The organism is Cupriavidus necator A5-1 (assembly GCF_000744095.1).
In the GTDB taxonomy this organism is placed as follows: Bacteria; Pseudomonadota; Gammaproteobacteria; order Burkholderiales; family Burkholderiaceae; genus Cupriavidus; species Cupriavidus necator_A.
Map to the genome: position 1 here is coordinate 4,597,075 of NZ_JQLI01000001.1, position 18,994 is coordinate 4,616,068.

Here is an 18,994-nt window from a genome sequence, read left to right on the forward strand (position 1 = left end):
CGGCAGTGAAATTGGCCACAGGACGATAGCCTCCGCTGATATCGGTCGGATTAGTGGTGGGCGACTGGGAACGTATGCTGTGACGCTTAGCGAGGAGCCAATTGGCCTCGTGGGCGAAGGTCGGCTTACGGACTATCCGAGATACGCCACCAGCATCTGGGACCTTGTAGCTAGGTGCATCGCTGTAGCAATGACTGGGAAGGAAGAGTTGCCAAGCCGTCCCACAGGGCTAACCGTCCCTATCCGTCATTTGGACTCCCTTGCATATGTCCGCCTAACTGAAATTCCTGAGCCTGCCCGTTCACTCTTTGAGCGCAACATCGAGCAATCTAGTCGCCCTCTGGTTTCCGGCGAAGCCGAGCCGCGAGGTTGCGCCTACCTGTGGGATTGGGAGGACTTCCTCGACGGCAGACGATGAATAGCGCTAGTAGAGGCAGGAGATTGTCTTGCCTAGCCGAAAAATCAATGTAATCGTAGGAATGTTCGCGCAATGGCGGAAAGGTCAATGATGAGCGGCGTTGCTGGCATCGATGTGGGTGGGGACAAGAAGGGATGCCATCTCGTTGTCCTGAAGGGGACGTCGATTCTGTGCAGCGTCAACAGCAAGGCGCCAGAGGATTTGGTCCAGGTTTGTGCAGAGCATGACGTCGTGGCAGTCGGTATCGATTCGCCTTGTCAGTGGCGGTCGGCGGACGGTGCGCGGCAGGCCGAAAGAGAACTCGCGCGGAAAGGAATCACCTCATTCTCGACCCCTACCCGGCAGCTCGCTCTCTCCAATGCCAAGAATTTCTACGGCTGGATGTTCAGCGGAGAGCGGGTGTACCAGGCACTCGCCCCAATCTACCCGCTTCTGGCGGAAAAGGCCTATTCGAGCGGGCGCGTGAGCTTCGAGACTTTCCCCTATGCCATAACCTGTGCCATGCTCGGCAGAGACGTTGCCTCCGCGAAGCGGAAACGCACCCAGCGTAGGGAACTCCTGGAACGCGAGGGGATAGACACCAGCTTGCTGAAGTCAATAGACGCGGTCGATGCCGCCCTATGCGCGCTGACGGCCAGATTTCTCCTGGAGGGCAAGACCTATCCGTACGGCGATGCCACGGGAGGGTACATTTGGATTCCTGCCACTACATCCCGCCATAGCTGATGGCGGAGTCTGCGTTCCATACAGTGGACTGCCCAGTGCTAATGAGGCAGACTGCGCCGGCTTACTCTGCCCACTCCGCATCCACCTCCCTAATGAGGTGCCCAGCCAGGATGTAATCGCCAAGACTGGCCGCCTTTGCCTCCAGGCTCTCCAACTCACCTGCCGACAGTTCACTTAGCTCGAACTGACAGTACAAGTTGCGCTGCCTGAACGTCGCCTTTGGCCGCGACAGGCCTGCTACCAGCACCGCCGGCGAGCTGACAGCAATATTGTCGTGCCCGCGATACTCAACTTTTATTCCGCGCTTGTCGCCAAGCCGGCCGAGCTCGATTGCATCTTGCCAGGCAGACTCGTAGTCCAACTCCAGCGCGGTTATCCCCCGGGTGTCAAGAAGGCGCAGCGCTTCAGTCTTGCTCCTGGCGCATGCTGTCGTCACGGTGCTTCCTCCTTCACTTCATGTTGCGCGCGCCCGCCTTGTTGCGGTGCGGCGATGCACATACCCTAACCGCTGCCGCACGCTTGCGCAATCGCGATTTCGTGCACGGGAACATGCTTGGGGAAGCTACTTAAGCGGGCCAGAGGGCCCGCCGGTGTCAGCTGTGCAAAGCTTGACGATGACGATGAAACATCGGCATGCCTGGGTTGGGCCTTATTCCGCTATGGGGACACCGGGAAGAAAGTCCACGCCAGTTCGTTTGACAAGCTCACGATACGTAATGGGTTGTCCAGCGCGCGCTGAATCTGAATTCTCAATCCAATGCGCCCAGGCGCGATGGGTTGTAGAGTCGTACACAAGCTTGAACAGGTATTGTGGCACCCACACTTGGTCCGGTCCGATGGTGTTCGGAGCGGCGGACCCGAACACTGGCCCGGTGATGACGTACACATCGCCCTTGGCACGCCGGACGTATTTTCGCGTTGCTTTCTCGATGCCCGCCCAGCTCCTTCTATTATTCTGTGGGGCTTGGGGCACCATGTTGGCCAGCGAGAAGCTCTGCGCCATGGCCGTTGCATTGGGCATATCTCCTGCGGGCGCCATGTGCCCTCGGTCATAGCCGGAGCTCTTATAGTCATCGAGCTCAGCGCGTTCTGCCCGGGGTAGTCGAGCATCAGCGAAGAAGCGGTTTGTCCGTTCTTCGTCCTGCGCGTCAGCGACTTGCTCTGCATTCAGTCGCTCGGCTACGTAAACTGGCGTCTTCGTCGTGCCGGAATGCAGCACGGCAAACGCATCAAAACACAGGGCGCGCGGCTTAAGGTTTTGGCTTCGGACCTGCGGGACAGCGCCTTGTGCAAAGAACTGTGGGCAACGCTCAAAGTCCGTTGCTGCTTGAACCGGAGCGGTGACACTAAGACAAATGACGGCGGCTGCGACCAGCCGTGAAACACGATGCATTGATTCCTTCCTGTTGGCTGTTTATCCCTTCCTGATTGCAGGGAAGGGCCGGAAGGATAGCACTCACATAGGGATAATTCAGCAGGTACCTAATCTCTCACGGAGAGGTTCACTCGCAAAGTCAGTCAAAACTCAGAAGGGTGCTGTACGATATGAGTCACCAACAAAGAAAAGGATATTTTAAATGGCAACTTACAAGCAACTCATGGCGGAAAAGCAAGCGCTCGAGGCCCAGCTCGCAGAAGTCCGCGCGTCCGAAATCGCTGGTGTCATCGAGAAAATCCAAGGGCTGATGGCGGAGTATGAGTTGACGGTTGACGACATTGCCACCAAGCGTCGCAGTGGACGACCGGCTGGTGTCGGCAAGGCCAAAGCTGCGACGAAAGCAAAGTCCGAACTGCCGGCAAAATACATGGACCCGAAGACCGGTGCCACCTGGTCCGGACGGGGGCGCGCACCGGCGTGGCTGGGCAGGAATCGAGCGAAGTTCTTGATTGCAGAGGCCTGACAGGGAGCGCGCAGCTGCGTGCGGGGGACACTTTGGCACTATTCGACGGGATGCTTCGATCTTCGACTAGTACCAAACCTCCGCACGAAATCGGCTGACAGCGTTACCTCTTCAGGCAATTCCAGCTCAGGGGGTGAAAAATCATCATCCCCGGCAGCGATAAGCACGGCCTTTGTACAGCCTTCCGCTCGGGCTCGTGTTAGAACGTTGCCAACAAGGTGGGTGGTGATGCGTAGGCCATGACGCTCAGGGGTCACGGCCACAGACCGCACAACAACGGTTTCATCGTATTGTTCTGTACAAGCACATCCCACCACCTGCTCTCCCAATACCGCGACTTGAAAGAAGTGTGATGAATCGCCGACAAAATCAGTTGGCAAGCCACAGCTTTCCAAAATGTCAACGATGGAAGGCCAATCCGTCGCCTTTGCTGCCCGAACCTGCACGCTCTTTACCATTGCCGCAACTCCCCCGTTGAAATCTTGACTGCTCCCTCCTGTTGTTTTTTTAGTCGCGTGTCGTTCGTTAGTTATTGATTGAGAACAGGTACTTAGGCCTACCTGAGGTCGCAGTGCATGCACAGCGCCGAGGTTTGTACAGCATTGCGAAACTCCGCGGAGCCTTGCACCTCGGCGGGTGCCTCATCGACGGGAATGTGGGAGAAACCCCAGCGGGCGAAGTACGCGGGTGCAGATGCGGAAAGAAGAAGCGCGTGCCGCACTTCAGTGCCGCGAGCGTGCATCAACAGCGCTTCCACCAGGCGGCTGGCGACACCTCTATCGCGATAGGCAGGGTCCACCGCAACCGAACGGATGACGATTGATGTTCCATGCCGTTCCGCCGCCGCGCATCCAACGATACGGACATCGCACAGAGCAACATGAAAGCTCTCGACGCTCGGGAGCGGGTCGTCGGAGTGCAGGCTGCACTGGTCCAGTAATGCGGCGATTTGGGGCCAATCTGAGGGAGAGGCCGAACGTAGGCGAACGTCCGTCTGCACGAGGTATCTCCAGACCATGTCTGCCTAGGTCTTCCAAGACCTCTGGCATGTTGTTCTATTGTGGGCACTTGTTCGCCTTCTTATGCAATCAAATGGTTTGGCCTGTCACCGCAGGCGTATCACCTCGGTAAGGCTATCACCGAGTGCGGGCGCCTTTTGTAAGCGATTGTTAAGCGCTGCCCTGCCGGCACTCGAAATAAAAAAGCCCTTCGCAATCTGGAAGGGCTTCTATATTTGCGCCACTTGGGTGCGCGAGCGGCTATAGAGCGCGAATTTTTGATGCTTGTGGGCCTTTCTTGCCTTGCGTGACCTCGAATTCTACTTTCGCGCCTTCCTTGAGGGATTTGAACCCCGCACCTTGGATTTCGCTGTGATGCGCAAACAAGTCCTTGCCGCCATCATCCGGTGTGATGAACCCAAAGCCCTTCTCATCATTGAACCACTTTACAGTGCCAGTCGCCATCGCCATCTCGTCTTGGAAATTTGGTGCACACAGGTTGCGTGCTGAGAAACCTCGCCCCAGAATCGCAGCGCCGCCAAAATTCGCTCGAATGCAGTACGCGCACTCGCCGCCAGCATAGCTGAAGACGAGCGCTGGCTGCATCTCAGGGTTTACCTCTGGGCTAGAGAGGTGAGGATGGCGTGGCGCCGGTTGCGAAACTGACTGGACGCGCACGCTGCGGAGCGCCGAGTTCGAGGAACTGCACAAGCCGAAGCTACTCAGTCCAAACGGTATCGACGTCCCGCAGTAGATGGCCGGCCAGAATATTGTCTCCGGCCTTCATGGCCTTTGTCTCCAGGGCCGTCAATTCGTTGGCGGTCAGTTCGTCCAATGCAAACAAGCAATAAAGGTGCCGTTGCGGAAGGACACCTTCGGGCGACTAAGGCCTGCAATGAGTGCAGCGTGTGACTTCACGGCGATGTTCTCATGCCCACGAAACGTCACGCGGACCGGTCTTCTGGCCCAAGCGCCCGAGTTCAATAGCATCTTGCCAAGCCGACCCATAGTCGAGTTCGACTAGTGCTACCTCGTGAGCATCCAAGAGTTTAATGGCTTCCCCTTTGGTTCCAGCTCGAGCCGACGTCATTCCTACCTCCACTCTCATCATCGTCCGGCGCCGCCCGCATCGCCGGTCTGAGCCGTCTTCAACTCATGTTTCCCTGCTCACCTTGACCAACGTTCTTGACGTGGGTCAAGGTTACTTACTCATAAGTCAGAAATATAGCGGATAGATGGATGCCTGAAGAACGAGCGCACGAGCTTCGGGTTGCGTCCAATCTGTGCAAGCTGCTCGTGAATTCGCGGGCCCAGTTTTTCGCCTTTTTGCAAAGGGCGTCGCGCGACGCCGTTGCGCTTGACGTGACTCCACACCAACTCATCCGGATTGAGGTCCGGGGCGTAACCGGGCAGGAAATGCAAGATCAGTTTGTGCAAGATCAGTTTGCCCTGCATGCTGGCAACGTAGTCTTTGACGATGGCTTTCTTATGCGCTGGCAATCCGTCGACGATCAGATGCACCGCCTTCTTTCGATTGAACATCAGCTTCTTGAGCAGCGTGACGAACGACTCGCCGCTGAGCCCGCCTTCGTACGTGGCAAACCAGAATGCCCCCTTCGAATTGACAGCGGACGCCGCACTCATGCTTTGCCGCTGGCCCGGCCGCTCGACAACGGGCGTTTCGCCGCGCGGCGCCCAGGTCTTGCCATGCACCGAGTCGGCTCGAAAGCCCGATTCGTCCCAGAAGAAGATATCCGCCTTCTGCTCACGGGCCTGCCTGGCAATGGCCGGATACGTGTCGTGCCGCCAGCGATCGATTGCCTCCGGATCGCGCTGGTAAGCGCGCTGCAACGGCTTTTGCGGCGTGAGGTTCAGACGTGCCAGCATCGCGCCGATCGAGGCCAGACTCAGCGTCACACCGAACTTTTTCTGCACCAGTTCGCGAACCAGGTTGCGCGTCCACAGCCCGAAATCGAAGCCGTACTGCGTCGGATTCTTGCCGTTGATCCATCGCAGCACCCGCTGCTCCTGCGCAGACGTGAGCGTGCGCGGGCGACCCGTGCCTTTGGTCGAGCGCAGCGCCCGTACACCACGACCGCGCGCCTGGGCGCGAATCTTGTACGCCCACGACCGATTCATCCCTAACGATGCCGCGACATCATCCGGATGCTCCCCCTCGGCCATGCGTTGCACCGCCAGGATGCGCATTTCTTCAAGCGTGTTGTGAGCCAGGCTGCGGCCGTCCCGTTTCATGAGCGCTCCCCTCAATGACTATCGCTCATGCATAGACTATTTGTCCGCCAAATTCCTGACTTATGAGTAATTCTGACCTGAGAAAATTCAATACAGAACTGCCATGCCTTCCCTGAGAAACCTCATCTCATTAGCAGACCTCAGCGGTAGCGCTAATGCAAGCCGTCCGGTCGGTCGGAGAATAGCTGCTTGCGTGTAGTACATATCATGTCACGACATATCGTGGGGACCACTCCAGAAAGCGCCCTGCGCACGAGGGGCGAACGTGAGTACTAGGGATTATCACGAATATGTCTGCTAATTGTATTGAACAGTCGGTGGCGAGTAGCTAAGATGTCTTTTCGGAGCGCCAAAACAAGCGCTCCCCAGCCAGACCTCGCATCCGAGGGTAGCGGTCTGCATGAGCCAGGCCAACTGTCACGGATGGTAGTGAAGTCCCGTAGCAAAAATAGACCTATAGCTTTGGAGACGACCGACTGTGCTGAGTCATCATGAATTCGCCACGCTGGTGCTGGTAAGCGACAGCTCTGACCCAACGGAGCTGGATTGCGCGGATGTGAACGCGCTGCTCGCGCATCAATTGATTACGCTCGAGCATCTTGGGCCCAATCACAGCCGACCTCGGGTCACCACCCAAGGCTATGCTGCTTTTCTCCAAGCCTTCGGGCGTGTTCGAGCAACGGATTGTCGCGCACGCCAGGCCTCTCAATGAGCGCATTGCGCTGCGCTAACCCGTAGAGACTGCCGGAATTCGCTTCCTCGGACTTTCATATCGGCGCCGCTTAGCAACGGTCGCGGCGACGCATTCGTGATTCACCCCATTCCCGCCCCATCAGAGCTCTCATCGGATAGCTCAGGTGGCGGGTCGCACTTAGGAGACGCAAGATGACTCAGTGGTCCCCCGAGCAATTCAGTAAGGTGCAAATGGCAGGCATTGAAACCTTGACCGGGCTAATCGGCAAGGCCTTTGAGTGCTTCGAAAAACTGGTGGAGTTGAATCTGCAAACGATGAAAACGACTCTGACGGAGGCTCAGGAAGGCGCAAAGAAGGCCTTGTCGGTCAAGAGCCCGCAAGAATTCGTTGAATTGCAGATGGAATCATTTCAACCCACAGCCGACAGCGCACTGGCGTATCGGCGTCAACTGCTCGAAATTCTGGCTGCTACGCGGGCGGAGTTCGAGAAGGTCGCCGAGGTCCAATACGCGGCAGGCAAGCAGGGTCTGAACGACTTCCTTGAAAGCGTGGTGAACAAAACGCAAGCCGGTCCGGCGGCGCCATTGGCTGCCTGGCAGGAGGCCATCAACGCGACTACTACGCTCTATGAGTCGATGCAAACGACGGCAAAGCAGGCCGTGCAAGTGGCTGAGAGCAGTTTCAGTACTGCGGCGGGGGCGGCCTCGAAAGGTATGCAGCGTCGTGCAGCACAGGCCTCACAGGCAGCTGCAAAGTAGTTAGGCTTTGGCTCCTCGTTGTGCGGCTTCACGGTGCCGAGGCGCAACCAAATTCTAGGAGATGCCGGGGTCTCGATGAGCTGGGACGGACCCCCGCGTCATCCAGTTCTATGATTGCTTAGAGGATTGGAGACATGACCAAAAAAGTTGCCGTAGTCACGGGCGGGATGGGCGGTATCGGTGAGACTATCAGCGTCCGGCTGCATGACGCTGGTTATATGGTCGCGGTCACGCATTCACCCGGTAATAGCGGCGTCGCGAGCTGGCTCGGGAGGATGGAGGAGAGCGGGCGCAAGTTTCACGCGTATCCCGTTGACGTCGCCGACTACGAGTCGTGCCAGCTTTGTGTGGCAGCAATTCGGGAGGAACTGGGCTCAGTCGACATTCTGATTAACAACGCCGGGATTACGCGTGACGCGAGCTTCAAGAAGTTGGACAAGGTCAATTGGGATGCGGTCATGCGAACCAATCTCGACTCAGTGTTCAATATGACGAAGCCGGTGTGCGACGACATGGTTAAGCGCGGCTGGGGACGCATTGTCAATGTGTCATCCATCATTGGTTCCAAGGGTGGCTTCGGGCAGACGAACTACGCAGCAGCGAAGGCCGGCATGCACGGCTTCACTAAATCACTGGCGCTCGAAGTGGCCAAGAGCGGCGTGACGGTCAACACTGTCTCGCCCGGCTTCCTTGCCACCAAGATGGTGACGGCCGTGCCACAGGAGATACTCGATACCAAAATCATCCCCCAAATTCCTGTGGGCCGCCTTGGGAAGCCAGAAGAGGTGGCGGCATTGATTGCGTACCTATGCTCGGACGAGGCCGCCTTCGTGACGGGCGCGAACATCGCCATCAACGGCGGGCAGCATATGCAGTGAGGTCTGATGCTCCGTCCAGTCAGTGCTCCTCTGCGCGGAGCACTGGACACTATCTGCATTGACTGGTAGGCACGCGCTGGCGATGCCAGCGCCCGCTACAAACTTCTGTGTGGGACCCGAGCCGGGAATGACTGCTCATAAGCCCAGACAGTCAGTGCTCATTTTTGGCCTATCGACTGAGGGCGGAAACACGCGCCAGCAGCCGTCATCGTGCCGAAAGAAGAACAACGCGCGCAAACCGGCCGGTTGCGCGGTCTCGACGCATACGTAGCGTCGCCGGCCCGATAGGGTACGACTGAATTCGACTACGTGGACCGACGTCGTGGGGCCAGGCGCGAGCCATTTATCGACCTGAAAACGCAGCGACTGCTCATTTGTGCTTTTCACGTCCCCCTCCATCACCCCGGTTCTTGTTTGCCGCAGCGCTCCAGAAGCCCAAGGCAGTTGTCAGAATTGCCTTGGAGGCACTGCTGCGCTGCGATGCGTTTCATGGTGCATCTGGCATCGCTGCCGAATCTTGAGAAAGCGCTTTAAGTCTCGGCCATAAGCTAACTCCACTACGTATCGTTTTGCGAAATGGCAACAGCAGGAACGCAGGCTATGAGGTGCCGACATGCGCATCCAGCGTGCCAGGGCTGATGCATCGCAGTATGCGCGACCCAGCACAAAGTCGCGTTGGTAACAATCGAGAAACGGCCGAGATTTGCTGGAGGTTGACCCCGCGCGCTTAGCGGCCGAGGAACTTCCTACGCCGATTCTTCGATTCTTCGCTGCACTTTGGGTCATCCTTTTGTTGGAGCGTCGATGCACGCGAGGTACAGTCAACAGCACTTCCTACGCTTGCAAGAGGGCGCCATTGCTCGTCACAGGCTTGGTGGCTGCTGTCCAGCCTCCGCTGCTCGGTTTGTCGATGGACACGGCGGGGATGCAGGCATTGGTGCGGCGGTCTTGAGGCCATGGCAGGATGACTGCTTGCGCGAGTGTGGCCATTCCTTGCCGCTCGGTAGCCAAGCACTGACAGTCGGCGCCTGGTTGCGCGCACGGCGTATGCTGGCGATGTACAAACAAGTGGGCACGGTTGACGCCGTGGTCTGCGTAGGAGGCGGCGCTGCAGTGAGCACCGTGAACGCCGGCATCGAGGCCCCCCGCGGCAGAATAGATGTCGCCCCGATAGAATTTGAACCCTGGGGGCGATAAGAGATAGAAGTGGCTCGTTACGGACAAGAATTCAAGGACCGGGCGGTAGCACGGTTGTTACCGCCGGAGAGTGCGGCGGTGGAAGTGGTTTCAAGGGAATTGGGTGTGGCAGTGGCCACGCTGGAGCGCTGGCGTGCGGACGCTATGTCCATGCCCGCTCGCGAGCGGGCATGGACAGCGGCGGCCAGGTTTGAGGCGGTGCTGGCGACGGCTGCGTTGGACGAGGCCAGCAAGAACGCCTGGTGCCGTGAGAACGGTGTGTATCCGCAGGAGTTGGAGCAGTGGCGCACTGCCGCCACGCAGGCGCTGGCTGAGCCCGAGGATGCGCGCGCCACCCATAGTGAGACAAAGGCCGATCGGCGCCGTATCAAGGAACTCGAGCGCGAGCTGCGCCGCAAGGAGAAGGCCCTGGCCGAAGCTGCCGCCCTGTTGATACTCTCAAAAAAGCTCGAGGGGATCTTCCCGAAGGACAAGGACGAGGACGCATGATCGGCCTGGAAGATCGCCAAACGATGGTCCGCCATATCGAAACCGCTCACGCAGGCGGTGCTCGCCTGCGCCTGGCCTGCGAGGTAGCTGGCATAACCGTGCGCACGCTGCAACGCTGGAAGGCCCACGATGGCTTGGTGGTCGGCGACCGCCGCCCCGGGGCCGAGCGGCCCACGCCCGCGCATGCGCTGAGCATCGAGGAGCGCGAACGCATTCTGGCCGTTGCCAACGAGCCGCGCTTCGCCGACATGCCGCCGGCGCGCATCGTGCCCATGCTGGCCGATGAGGGTGTCTACCTGGCCAGCGAATCGAGCTTCGGTCGGGTGCTGCGCGCCCATGGGCAGACCCGGCATCGGGGGCGTGCCAAGGCGCCGCGCCAAAGCCGTCCGCCCACCACGCACGTGGCAACGGGGCCGCGCCAACTGTGGTGCTGGGACATGACCTACCTGCCGGCCGAGGTCGCTGGGCGCTGGTTTTATCTGTACCTCATCCTGGACGTATATAGCCGCAAGATCGTGGGCTTCGAGGTCCACGATCGGGACGACGCCAACCACGCGGCGCATCTGGTCAAGCGCACGGCGCTGGCCGAGGGTATTCACGCCATGGCGACCAAGCCGGTGCTGCACGGGGACAATGGTGCTACGCTCAAGGCCACCACGGTGCTGGCGATGTTGCACTGGCTGGGCGTCAAGCCCTCGTATTCGCGCCCACGCGTGAGCGACGATAACGCCTTTGTGGAGAGCCTGTTCCGCACGGCCAAGTACAGACCCGAGTTCCCGTCCACGGGCTTTGCCGATCTGGCCGCGGCGCGCACCTGGGCGGCGCACTTCGTCCACTGGTACAACCATGAGCATCGGCACAGCGGCATCCGCTACGTGAGCCCGGCACAGCGCCACGCCGGACAAGACGACAAGATTCTGGCCGCGCGCCACGCGCTGTATGTTCAGGCCCGTGAGCGCAACCCGCGTCGCTGGACATGCGACACGCGAGACTGGTCGCCAATCGACACGGTCACGCTCAATCCGGAGCGCGAGATTGCCGTGCCCACCGGTATCAAGCCAGGCGCCGAAAAACAGCGTTTGGCTGCATGAATGAGGCGACATCTACCTTGACGCGCGCCGGAGGCGTTCGAGCGCGCAGCGGCGCTCGAATTGCACGGCAAGATTCTGGAAGACATTTCCGGGCAGGTGGTGTCGGCACCCACTGAATCGCATCGCCAACGCGCAGCTCCAAGCTGCATGGCAACGTGCGTTTGTTACGACTGGCGGTAAGCCATCCGGCAACATTCGTCGTCGCATCCGTTCTCGCCGACCTTCATTCGCGCGTTGGCTTTGAAACGAGGCCGCAGTACGGACCCGGTGCGTAGGTCCCCTGTACACGCGTGCGCAGACGGAGGAGGGCCATGACCATGCCAAAGTTCTCGATAGCACCGCTGGAGCGACGACTCGCCACTGGCCAGGATTCCGTTCTGCTCAGGGTCACGCTTGCACTCGCGTACCAGCAACAAGGAAACCTGGCCGCCGCCATTCCCCACCTACTCAAAGCTACCGAGTTGGACCCACGCTATTCGGCTGCCTGGCGATCCCTCGGTATTCTTTATGTGGAACTCGGCGAGGATGCGAAGGCGCGTCTTGCGTTTCAGAAAGGCATCGAAGTCGCAAGGGGGCACGGCGACAAACAAGTCGAGAAGGAAATGATTGTGCGTCTTCGGCGTTTGGACCGGCAATCGGGCTAGGCGCGAGCACCTATAGCTTACGAATCTTTGATGCTTGTGGGCCTTTCTGGCCGTCCCTGACTTCGAACTCTACCTTGGCAACTTCTTCCAAAGACTTGAATCCGGTCCCCTGGATTTCGCTGTGATGAGCGAACAAGTCCTTGCCGCCATCATCTGGCGTAATGAACCCGAAGCCCTTTTCGTTATTGAACCTCTTCACGACACCCGTTGCCATCTCACCCTCGAACCTAGACGCGATGCAGCCTGCCGCCAAATCAGAACCGGGACGCAATACCCTCGAGCAGAACACCGGCCACTCGATGGTTGCTGGTGTCAGCATAGCTGAACGAAAACCTCGGTGCCAACATGGTTGACGGTGACTCAGCTGTCCACGTGCCGGGCCAATGAAGATGCAAGTGAACAGCATAATAGTTAGCCCTGATATTAAAATTTTCTAATTCGCAGTTAAATTTGACGTCTTTGGGGGTCATCGTGATAAAGAAATTTTGTGCTGTAGCCGTTGCAGCGTTGCTGACGGTAGGTATTGCTCACGCGCAACCGGCTGCGCCGGCGGCCGCCGCCAAGCCTGCAGCGCCCGCTGCCGCAACCCCGCCTGCTGCCTCGAGTTGCGAAGCGCAAGCGGTTGGTAAAAATGGCAAACCGCTAACGGGGGCTGCTAAGGCCTCCTTCATCAAGAAATGCGAAGGTAGTGGCAAAAGTAACGAGTCGGCCGCGTGCGAAGCGAAAGCAGTTGGGAAGGACGGAAAGCCGCTTGCGGGTGCTGCGAAAACCTCGTTTATGAAGAAGTGTGAAGCTGCTGCCGGCAAGTAATCCCACGCGCCACTAAAAAGCCGGCAATGCCGGCTCTTTTCGCACTTCGACCTCTACTTCTATGACGAGGTGACGCCATCCTACGGCTCCCGCGCGGTCAGGCGGCTGGTGGCAAAGGTTTCTGCCATCCTTTGGATGGACGTTGCGTCCGGCCCGTCAGAGTCAGGACGCGCCCCCCTTGGTGCCAGCCATTCTAATTATTGTAATAGTCGTGCCAACGATGCCATTCGCGATGACGCTCGCGCCATTGGCGTTCCCGCCAGCGTCGTTCGCGCCACTGCTGCTCCCGCCAAGCACGAGCCTGCCAGTCATCGTAGTAATACCCATAGCCGGGTGTCACCACAACCGGCCGAGGTTCGACGATTACAGGAGCCGGGTCATAATAGACCGGTGGTGGAGGCTCGTAGTAGACCGGTGGAGGAACGACTACGGCTGGCCCGGGGATGCCGATGCCAATCCCTACATCTACGCGCGCCTCGGCAACGCTGGAAGTGAGTCCCACAACTCCGGCCAGAAGCCACAGTGCTGCGACCTTCCGCATGGCTTTCTCCTTGTCCCCTTACAAGTACTCTAGGCCTGCTTGGTTCGATGGTGTATTAGCGGATTCGCACGGCGGTTACTTTCTGTAACGCGATATGGAAGCACACGTTGTCCCGCCGAACGGAGAGCTCGGCCGATAATATTCACTGAGCATCTTTCTCGCGGGACTGGATTCCTCGGCGAGCGCTGGCTGGCACCCTATCACCCCATCAGCCAAGGCGGCCGAGAGATTCGCTGGCCGCCAAGCATGCTTGCCACGTCGGTGAGCGAGAGCATTTATGAAGGTTTTGTGGCAGGGCCTAAAGAATGTGCAAGTCTTGGCGTTAAAGGCCGGAATGCCATCCTCGCCGTAGTATGTTATAGGGGCTGTAGTCAGCGGGACCTCAGGCTAGTAACGTTGAATTGGCATCCAACGAGACACTCTCGCTATCGCAGCTCACATCGCATGCAAAGCGCAGACGTTAGGGCCGCACGCTGGACAGCTGGCGAGGACATGACCTCCAGTGGCACGTCCTCAGTCACGACGAGCGAGAATCCCCAGCGAGCGAAGTAAGCGGGAGCCACTGTGGAGAAGATATAGGCTTCGTGTGCTTCCGTGCCGCGAGCCCGCATCAATAGTGCTTCAACCAGGCACCCTGCGATGCCTCTGTCTCGGTACGCTGGCTCAACCGCTACTGAGCTTCCCGAGCCCATGCCCATGCCTGTGCCCGGCGTTCGCGAAGAAACGACTATAAAGGGGAACGGCAGCGCCGAGATGACCGATAACCCATTGGTGCGAGCTCGCAGCGATTGGCCTCGCTGCTGGGTGAGCCCGTTATTGAGCCTGGTCCGGGAATCGTCGGCGACAGTGGTGAGCGCAGCGATGCGCATCCCGTTTGAGAGATCGAGTCGAAATCGACGCTTCCCATGGCGCTGCCGTTCACTGACGATCTTGGAGCAAGGAAGTGAAGGTGGCTGTGTTCATCATGCGGCCACCTCTATCGGATTGACCTGAAACCCGAGGGCCGCGGCACGGCGTTTGAGGGCGGCAATACTGCGCTGGCGCTGCTGCTCCTCATAGTGCTGCTGGCCCTGGTCGACGAAGGCTTCGCCACGCGTGAGCATGAAGTACACCTAGAGCGGATAAGAACGCTCGAGCCGTGATGTTCTGCTGACGCACATCCAATAATGCGGTTCTCATATAGCGCAACTTGGAATTCTTCGATTATTTCGGAAGGTATCCGAGGCGGGGAGGCCGCATCGCTCGAGCAATGCAGCGACTTGATGCCAATCTGAACGAAAGGCCGAACGTAGAACAACATCGGTCAGCATGATGATGTGACTCCTGCGTGCGGCCTCTTCGGCCAGTAAGGCCTACGGCGCGCATCTAATAATGTTGAAGGCATTCATGTTGCCTTTCTCGCATGTCATTCCGGCGGTCATGCCACCGCCGATAGACCATTCGCAAATGGCTATCATCGAACAGAGCGCCGGTCTGTAAGCGATTGTGATTGTCGCGCTCTGCGCCAAGTAGACTCCGATACCAACATGAGATTGCTGACATGTCCGTTCGTTCTGGGCTCCCGCGCTAGCTGCGGTGCTCCTGTTCGGCGCGAGCACACCGCTGGCAAAGACCCTCACTGGCACAGTCTCGCCGCTGTTGCTGGCTGGGTTGTTATACCTTGGCAGCGGACTTGGCCTGGGTGGAGTGCTGGTGCTACGGCGGCTCACCGGGAAGGGCAATGGCCAACCTTCGCAGCAGCCAGCCATCCCTCGTCGCGAGATTCCTTGGCTTCTTGGTGCCATCCTAGCAGGCGGAGTGGCTGGCTCGGCACTTCTGATGGTGGGGTTAGGTACGACGAGCGCGGCCTCCGCCTCCTTGCTGCTCAACGTCGAAGGCGTGTTCACGGCGCTCATTGCTTGGATTGTCTTCAAGGAGAATGCGGGCAGGCAAATCGTCCTTGGCATGGTCGCTATTGTCGCCGGGTGCGCTGCTGATTGTTGCCGCCTGCGCTTGCTGGGCCATCGACAACAACTTGACCCGCAAGGTGTCATCCAATGACGCCGTCCTGATTGCATGCCTGAAGGGGCTGGTAGCTGGTGTTTGCAATACCGCCCTTGCGCTGATTACTGGCGCTGAGTTGCCGGGCGGCGTACCTATTCTGTCGGCCATGGTGGTGGGCTTTGTCGGCTATGGCGTCAGCCTCGCGCTCTTCGTGGTAGCGCTACGCCATTTGGGTACGGCAAGAACCGGGGCGTATTTCTCGGTTGCGCCGCTGTTCGGCGTTATTGTTTCTTTTGCGTTGTGGCCGGAGTTGCCCGGTGTTCTATTCTCGGTGGCGGCCGCGTTAATGGCGCTGGGCGTGTGGTTGCATCTGAGTGAACGGCATAAGCACGAACACACGCACGACGCGATGGAGCATACCCACGCCCATCGGCATGATGAACACCACCAGCATGAGCACGATTTCCCGTGGGATGGCAGTGAGCCTCATGTTCATCACCACCATGCTGCGATGACCCACAAGCATCCGCACTACCCGGACATTCACCATAGGCACCGTCATTGATGCCCGGCCTGGTGCTCGAGATGTTCCTATCCCGCTGATTCGTGACACGAGCGCTCGCCAGTTTCCGCCTACTATCGGATGTCGATTCTTGGTTGGATTATCACTGGACCAGGTACGACGTACGTCGGTTGGGGAGCAGCAGGAACGGCTACGTGCGCGCAGTCCCCATGCCGTTTTAGCTTTTGCTTGCCATCCTTATAGTTGTACTCGTACTTGTATTCACACAACGGGTCTTTGTATTCGTATTTGTAGTGGTCACCATTGTCTTCGACCTTCGACTCGAACTCCCGAGCGTTGGCCGCAAAGGCAGTTGCTCCAAGCACAAGAGCACACACGACCATTCCCTTGCTCAACATTGCATCCTCGCTTCCAATATCAGTGGATGCAATATATCGAGAAATAGCATTACATCGCTGTAAGCGAGTGTAACTAGGCTGCCGTCCCGATTCCGGTGCTGCCTGGGCTTCCCTTTCATTTAGGTCAGCCGGTTCGCAGGGGGCTGGCATCAGAGAGAGTCAGTAAGGAACCGGAATGGCGCAATCGCCGACCAAATTGCTATTTGTCGCGCCATGCCTTCGCCATTACGCTGTGAGCGAATGCTCGAATGCTCGAAGGCACGAAGGCACGAAGGCACGAAGGCACGAACCACATCGGGCAGGTCTGCCCCCGGTTGCAGGATGGCGTCGCAGGGGTACTGCCTGGAAATCTAGGATGAAGGTGTTTTGATGATGCTGTGGCGACCCTGCTAGCCGACTGACAATGCGGGCCCATTGACCTTCGCACGGAATACGTGGCTGGTATAGCTGTCTAGCGTATTCGCCGCGATTGCCAGAATGATGTCCAGGATGTTTTCTTCAGGATAGCCAGCATGCAAAAAGGTCTTGACCTCATGCTCGCTAGGGCGACCGCGATGGATGAACATGGTCCGTGTAAAGCTAACGAGGGCACGAAGCCGGGCATCAGCGAGAGGCCTGCCGGCACGGATTGCCGCCATTATCTTTCTGAACGTCTCACTGGCGGTGCAGGCGCCCTCGTCAGACGCCTCGTAGTTGCAGCCGCTGGCAACCGCGAGTACGAGAAAGACCACCCGCTGTTCGAGCGGCGTCAGGGTCAAGTCCTGACTCAACGCGCGGCAGCAATTCTGGTACGGGGCAAACAGTGCTGGCGCACCGGCCATGGCGGCATTCACGGACGGGACGGCATCCGTCTCATCGATTGCTTCGCAACGGGTGTCACTATCATTTGCGGGCACGGTTTCCCGGCCGGCAAGGCAGAGCGAAAGGCCGGTACCAGCAAGCATGTTCTTCATGGCTCAAGTCTTAGTTGGGTGATTGCTGCTTGGCATCTGCTTGCGACAAGTCGACAATGAGCCGCTCACAAGGCAAGACGGTCGGCACTCATCCTCGAGACTGCAGGCGGAAACACGCGCCAGTAGCCATCATCGTGCCGAAAGAAGAACAACGCGCGCAACCCCGCCGGTTGCGCGCTCTCGACGCATACGTAGCGTCTCTGGCCCGCATGGGTGCGGCTGAATTCAGCTACGCGGACCGATGTCGTGGGACCAGGCGCGAGCCATTTCTCGACCTGGAAACGCAGCGACTGCTCATTCGTGTCTTTCATGACCCCCTCCAACATCCCGGTTCTTTTTTGCCGCGTCTATAGGGCCAACCCATGTCATGGCCTAGGGCGAAGGTAGCCGTGCGAACCGATGCACGGCAATGCGCTTCATGACACCTGCACTTCGCGGTCGAATCTTGAGAAAGAACTCTATGCCATAAACTGCCGCCCTGCGTATTGTTTTGTGAAATAGCAACAGCCGAAGGGCAGGGCGATGCTTGCGCCTCTCGGGACTGAGCAGAAGCCAGTCTCGTTTGCCTGGACTCAGAGCTTGGCAAGTGCCCGGAGGGGAATTAAAACCCCCTTATATCAGGATTAAAGTACTCGATATTAGCGGTGCGGTGCGGTGCGGTGCGGTGCGGGGCGCGAGGCGTGCAAATAGCGCGGGTGGACGTTATGTTCGAGATGTCGCCACTAACACTCGTCCGGTTAGCCAAACTCGGCGGGATTGGGTAGCGGGCGTCGGCAGGTGTCGAGGCCAGTAGAAGGCGCCTAGGTTACCTGCAAGGAACGCCTTGCGTCGCTAAGCGCTGGCGCTCCGACTAGATGACCATATTCAATTCGAAATGCGTGACGTCGCGAGGATGGCACGACAGATGATGTTTCCGAGGCGGTCGACTAGCCCCGGCTGTGCGCGCAAAGCTAAGCCGAGAGCGTGGTCAGTATTGAGGATGTCTACAATCTCCGCGTGCTCCGCGCGTCTGGCGCTCGCAATGAGCAGCTCACCGATGGTGGCCGGAATGACAGTGTCCTCGGTAGCGCGGACCACCGTTAGACGGCCAGGAAATAACGCTATCTGTTCGAAGACAACCGAGCGCCGCCAGCTTTGCGGCGTGCGGAGTATCTTGCTGAAGGCCGGCCCGAAGGGAACGTCGAAAGCGGCTGAATCGTAGGCGGCGCCGACCAATGTGACCAATCGCCCGATGCGATTGCTAGGGGCAGCGGCAAGGCGCACTGCGATTTCGCCGCTCATGCTGATGCCGATGACCGCGCGAGGCCCGTCTTCATCAAGGTACTGCAACGCTGCAATGGCCTCATCGTAGCGCTTACTCAGGGAGTTGGGTGTTCGCGCCGAGCTCTCGCCGTGCCCTGAGAAATCCACGGCAATCGTCCCAATCCCATGGCTCGCGAGATTCTGCCGGAGCACAAGCCAGTGCGACCGTTCGCTCGTGGCTGCGCCGCCATGCAGCACGAGGCAACTGGCGCGGCCCTCCACCTCAAGCCGGTCGGCGGCCAACACTTCGGCACCGGTGTCAATTGCGAAAGGTTTCGGGGCGTACATGGTCGTCATACCCACCAGCTACCATCAACAGCTAGGTCTGTAGGATATTGGCTCGCCTTCCTTTGACCTTGCAAGGATGTCGCGCCGGACGTGGACAGTATGCTACCGCTGGGTCATGGAAGCAAAGAAGGGGAAAGCTTCATGAGGCT

General features: G+C 58.7%; 19 protein-coding genes and 3 pseudogenes. 8 read left to right on the top strand and 14 right to left on the bottom strand.

Annotated elements, in window-relative coordinates:
- Positions 1–505: 505 nt before the first annotated feature.
- Positions 506–1,144, top strand: a complete 639-nt coding sequence (locus tag K307_RS20455; RefSeq protein WP_230625782.1) for a DUF429 domain-containing protein — start codon at positions 506–508, stop codon at positions 1,142–1,144.
- A 61-nt stretch (positions 1,145–1,205) separates the two neighbouring features.
- Here the strand turns inward: K307_RS20455 and K307_RS20460 are convergent, their stop codons facing one another.
- On the bottom strand, positions 1,206–1,580 hold the full coding sequence (locus tag K307_RS20460; protein ID WP_042880847.1) for a hypothetical protein: 375 nt from the start codon (positions 1,578–1,580) through the stop codon (positions 1,206–1,208).
- A 213-nt stretch (positions 1,581–1,793) separates the two neighbouring features.
- Complete coding sequence (locus tag K307_RS20465) at positions 1,794–2,537, bottom strand: DNA/RNA non-specific endonuclease (RefSeq protein WP_042880848.1); 744 nt, start codon at positions 2,535–2,537, stop codon at positions 1,794–1,796.
- 184 nt (positions 2,538–2,721) lie between these two features.
- Between K307_RS20465 and K307_RS20470 the strand changes: the two genes are divergently transcribed.
- Complete coding sequence (locus K307_RS20470; protein WP_042880850.1) at positions 2,722–3,045, top strand: H-NS histone family protein; 324 nt, start codon at positions 2,722–2,724, stop codon at positions 3,043–3,045.
- A gap of 38 nt (positions 3,046–3,083) precedes the next feature.
- Here K307_RS20470 and K307_RS46300 read toward each other — a convergent pair whose 3' ends face one another.
- The 5 genes and pseudogenes from K307_RS46300 to K307_RS20490 all read right to left on the bottom strand — a co-directional run bounded on the left by K307_RS46300 (position 3,084) and on the right by K307_RS20490 (position 6,296).
- Positions 3,084–3,503, bottom strand: a complete 420-nt coding sequence (locus K307_RS46300; RefSeq protein ID WP_080745077.1) for a GNAT family N-acetyltransferase — start codon at positions 3,501–3,503, stop codon at positions 3,084–3,086.
- Between the two features lie 98 nt (positions 3,504–3,601).
- Positions 3,602–4,045 (bottom strand): GNAT family N-acetyltransferase, encoded by a 444-nt coding sequence (locus K307_RS20475; RefSeq protein ID WP_155301183.1) that lies wholly within the window; start codon positions 4,043–4,045, stop codon positions 3,602–3,604.
- A gap of 259 nt (positions 4,046–4,304) precedes the next feature.
- Positions 4,305–4,508: a cold-shock protein gene (locus tag K307_RS20480; protein ID WP_042882377.1), complete on the bottom strand. Its 204-nt coding sequence runs from the start codon at positions 4,506–4,508 to the stop codon at positions 4,305–4,307.
- Positions 4,509–4,761: 253 nt separating this feature from the next.
- Positions 4,762–5,133, bottom strand: a pseudogene (locus K307_RS49580) (PHA-granule associated protein 4).
- A gap of 119 nt (positions 5,134–5,252) precedes the next feature.
- On the bottom strand, positions 5,253–6,296 hold the full coding sequence (locus tag K307_RS20490; protein WP_042880853.1) for an IS630 family transposase: 1,044 nt from the start codon (positions 6,294–6,296) through the stop codon (positions 5,253–5,255).
- An 885-nt stretch (positions 6,297–7,181) separates the two neighbouring features.
- On the opposite strand from K307_RS20490, the gene phaP reads away from it, so the two are divergent.
- Together phaP and phbB are read left to right on the top strand one after the other, a co-directional pair.
- A complete protein-coding gene (gene phaP, locus K307_RS20495; protein ID WP_042880855.1) occupies positions 7,182–7,748 on the top strand; it encodes a phasin family protein in 567 nt (188 codons plus the stop codon).
- A 134-nt stretch (positions 7,749–7,882) separates the two neighbouring features.
- Positions 7,883–8,626 (top strand): acetoacetyl-CoA reductase, encoded by a 744-nt coding sequence (gene phbB / locus K307_RS20500; RefSeq protein WP_042880858.1) that lies wholly within the window; start codon positions 7,883–7,885, stop codon positions 8,624–8,626.
- A gap of 135 nt (positions 8,627–8,761) precedes the next feature.
- Here the strand turns inward: phbB and K307_RS49585 are convergent, their stop codons facing one another.
- Positions 8,762–9,025 (bottom strand): hypothetical protein, encoded by a 264-nt coding sequence (locus K307_RS49585; protein ID WP_419187129.1) that lies wholly within the window; start codon positions 9,023–9,025, stop codon positions 8,762–8,764.
- 807 nt (positions 9,026–9,832) lie between these two features.
- Between K307_RS49585 and K307_RS20510 the strand changes: the two genes are divergently transcribed.
- A protein-coding gene (locus K307_RS20510) for an IS3 family transposase (RefSeq protein ID WP_155301184.1) occupies positions 9,833–11,403 on the top strand; the annotation gives its coding sequence in 2 pieces (ribosomal slippage) (positions 9,833–10,262 and positions 10,262–11,403; 1,572 coding nt in all).
- 311 nt (positions 11,404–11,714) lie between these two features.
- Positions 11,715–12,047 carry a tetratricopeptide repeat protein gene (locus K307_RS20515; protein ID WP_230625783.1) on the top strand — a complete coding sequence of 111 codons (333 nt, stop codon included), beginning with the start codon at positions 11,715–11,717 and terminating at the stop codon, positions 12,045–12,047.
- Between the two features lie 10 nt (positions 12,048–12,057).
- On the opposite strand, the gene K307_RS20520 is transcribed toward K307_RS20515, so the two are convergent.
- Positions 12,058–12,261, bottom strand: a complete 204-nt coding sequence (locus K307_RS20520) for a cold-shock protein (RefSeq protein ID WP_042882379.1) — start codon at positions 12,259–12,261, stop codon at positions 12,058–12,060.
- 260 nt (positions 12,262–12,521) lie between these two features.
- On the opposite strand from K307_RS20520, the gene K307_RS46315 reads away from it, so the two are divergent.
- Entirely contained in the window at positions 12,522–12,857 is a 336-nt protein-coding gene (locus K307_RS46315) for a hypothetical protein (protein WP_080745148.1), read from the top strand.
- A gap of 193 nt (positions 12,858–13,050) precedes the next feature.
- On the opposite strand, the gene K307_RS46320 is transcribed toward K307_RS46315, so the two are convergent.
- On the bottom strand, positions 13,051–13,398 hold the full coding sequence (locus tag K307_RS46320; RefSeq protein WP_080745079.1) for a hypothetical protein: 348 nt from the start codon (positions 13,396–13,398) through the stop codon (positions 13,051–13,053).
- Between the two features lie 962 nt (positions 13,399–14,360).
- Positions 14,361–14,510, bottom strand: a pseudogene (locus tag K307_RS47910) (IS110 family transposase); the annotation flags it as partial.
- A 428-nt stretch (positions 14,511–14,938) separates the two neighbouring features.
- Here K307_RS47910 and K307_RS20525 point away from each other — a divergent pair.
- Positions 14,939–15,946, top strand: a pseudogene (locus tag K307_RS20525) (DMT family transporter).
- Between the two features lie 745 nt (positions 15,947–16,691).
- On the opposite strand, the gene K307_RS20535 reads toward K307_RS20525, so the two are convergent.
- The 3 genes from K307_RS20535 to K307_RS20545 all read right to left on the bottom strand — a co-directional run bounded on the left by K307_RS20535 (position 16,692) and on the right by K307_RS20545 (position 18,854).
- Positions 16,692–17,255: a carboxymuconolactone decarboxylase family protein gene (locus tag K307_RS20535; protein WP_051974984.1), complete on the bottom strand. Its 564-nt coding sequence runs from the start codon at positions 17,253–17,255 to the stop codon at positions 16,692–16,694.
- A 65-nt stretch (positions 17,256–17,320) separates the two neighbouring features.
- Entirely contained in the window at positions 17,321–17,566 is a 246-nt protein-coding gene (locus K307_RS20540; protein WP_042882382.1) for a hypothetical protein, read from the bottom strand.
- Positions 17,567–18,119: 553 nt separating this feature from the next.
- Entirely contained in the window at positions 18,120–18,854 is a 735-nt protein-coding gene (locus K307_RS20545) for an alpha/beta fold hydrolase (protein ID WP_051975083.1), read from the bottom strand.
- Between the last annotated feature and the right edge of the window lie 140 nt (positions 18,855–18,994).

Excerpts from the sequence above, each read along its gene's own strand:
- K307_RS20480 (WP_042882377.1), bottom strand. The coding sequence starts at position 4,508 with ATGGCGACTGGCACTGTAAAGTGGTTCAATGATGAGAAGGGCTTTGGG.
- K307_RS20535 (WP_051974984.1), bottom strand. The coding sequence starts at position 17,255 with ATGAAGAACATGCTTGCTGGTACCGGCCTTTCGCTCTGCCTTGCCGGC.
- K307_RS20455 (WP_230625782.1), top strand. The coding sequence starts at position 506 with ATGATGAGCGGCGTTGCTGGCATCGATGTGGGTGGGGACAAGAAGGGA.
- K307_RS20490 (WP_042880853.1), bottom strand. The coding sequence starts at position 6,296 with ATGAAACGGGACGGCCGCAGCCTGGCTCACAACACGCTTGAAGAAATG.
- K307_RS20515 (WP_230625783.1), top strand. The coding sequence starts at position 11,715 with ATGACCATGCCAAAGTTCTCGATAGCACCGCTGGAGCGACGACTCGCC.
- K307_RS20545 (WP_051975083.1), bottom strand. The coding sequence starts at position 18,854 with ATGACGACCATGTACGCCCCGAAACCTTTCGCAATTGACACCGGTGCC.
- K307_RS46300 (WP_080745077.1), bottom strand. The coding sequence starts at position 3,503 with ATGGTAAAGAGCGTGCAGGTTCGGGCAGCAAAGGCGACGGATTGGCCT.
- K307_RS46320 (WP_080745079.1), bottom strand. The coding sequence starts at position 13,398 with ATGCGGAAGGTCGCAGCACTGTGGCTTCTGGCCGGAGTTGTGGGACTC.
- K307_RS20520 (WP_042882379.1), bottom strand. The coding sequence starts at position 12,261 with ATGGCAACGGGTGTCGTGAAGAGGTTCAATAACGAAAAGGGCTTCGGG.
- K307_RS20465 (WP_042880848.1), bottom strand. The coding sequence starts at position 2,537 with ATGCATCGTGTTTCACGGCTGGTCGCAGCCGCCGTCATTTGTCTTAGT.
- K307_RS20540 (WP_042882382.1), bottom strand. The coding sequence starts at position 17,566 with ATGAAAGACACGAATGAGCAGTCGCTGCGTTTCCAGGTCGAGAAATGG.
- phaP (WP_042880855.1), top strand. The coding sequence starts at position 7,182 with ATGACTCAGTGGTCCCCCGAGCAATTCAGTAAGGTGCAAATGGCAGGC.
- K307_RS20470 (WP_042880850.1), top strand. The coding sequence starts at position 2,722 with ATGGCAACTTACAAGCAACTCATGGCGGAAAAGCAAGCGCTCGAGGCC.
- K307_RS49585 (WP_419187129.1), bottom strand. The coding sequence starts at position 9,025 with ATGGAGGGGGACGTGAAAAGCACAAATGAGCAGTCGCTGCGTTTTCAG.
- phbB (WP_042880858.1), top strand. The coding sequence starts at position 7,883 with ATGACCAAAAAAGTTGCCGTAGTCACGGGCGGGATGGGCGGTATCGGT.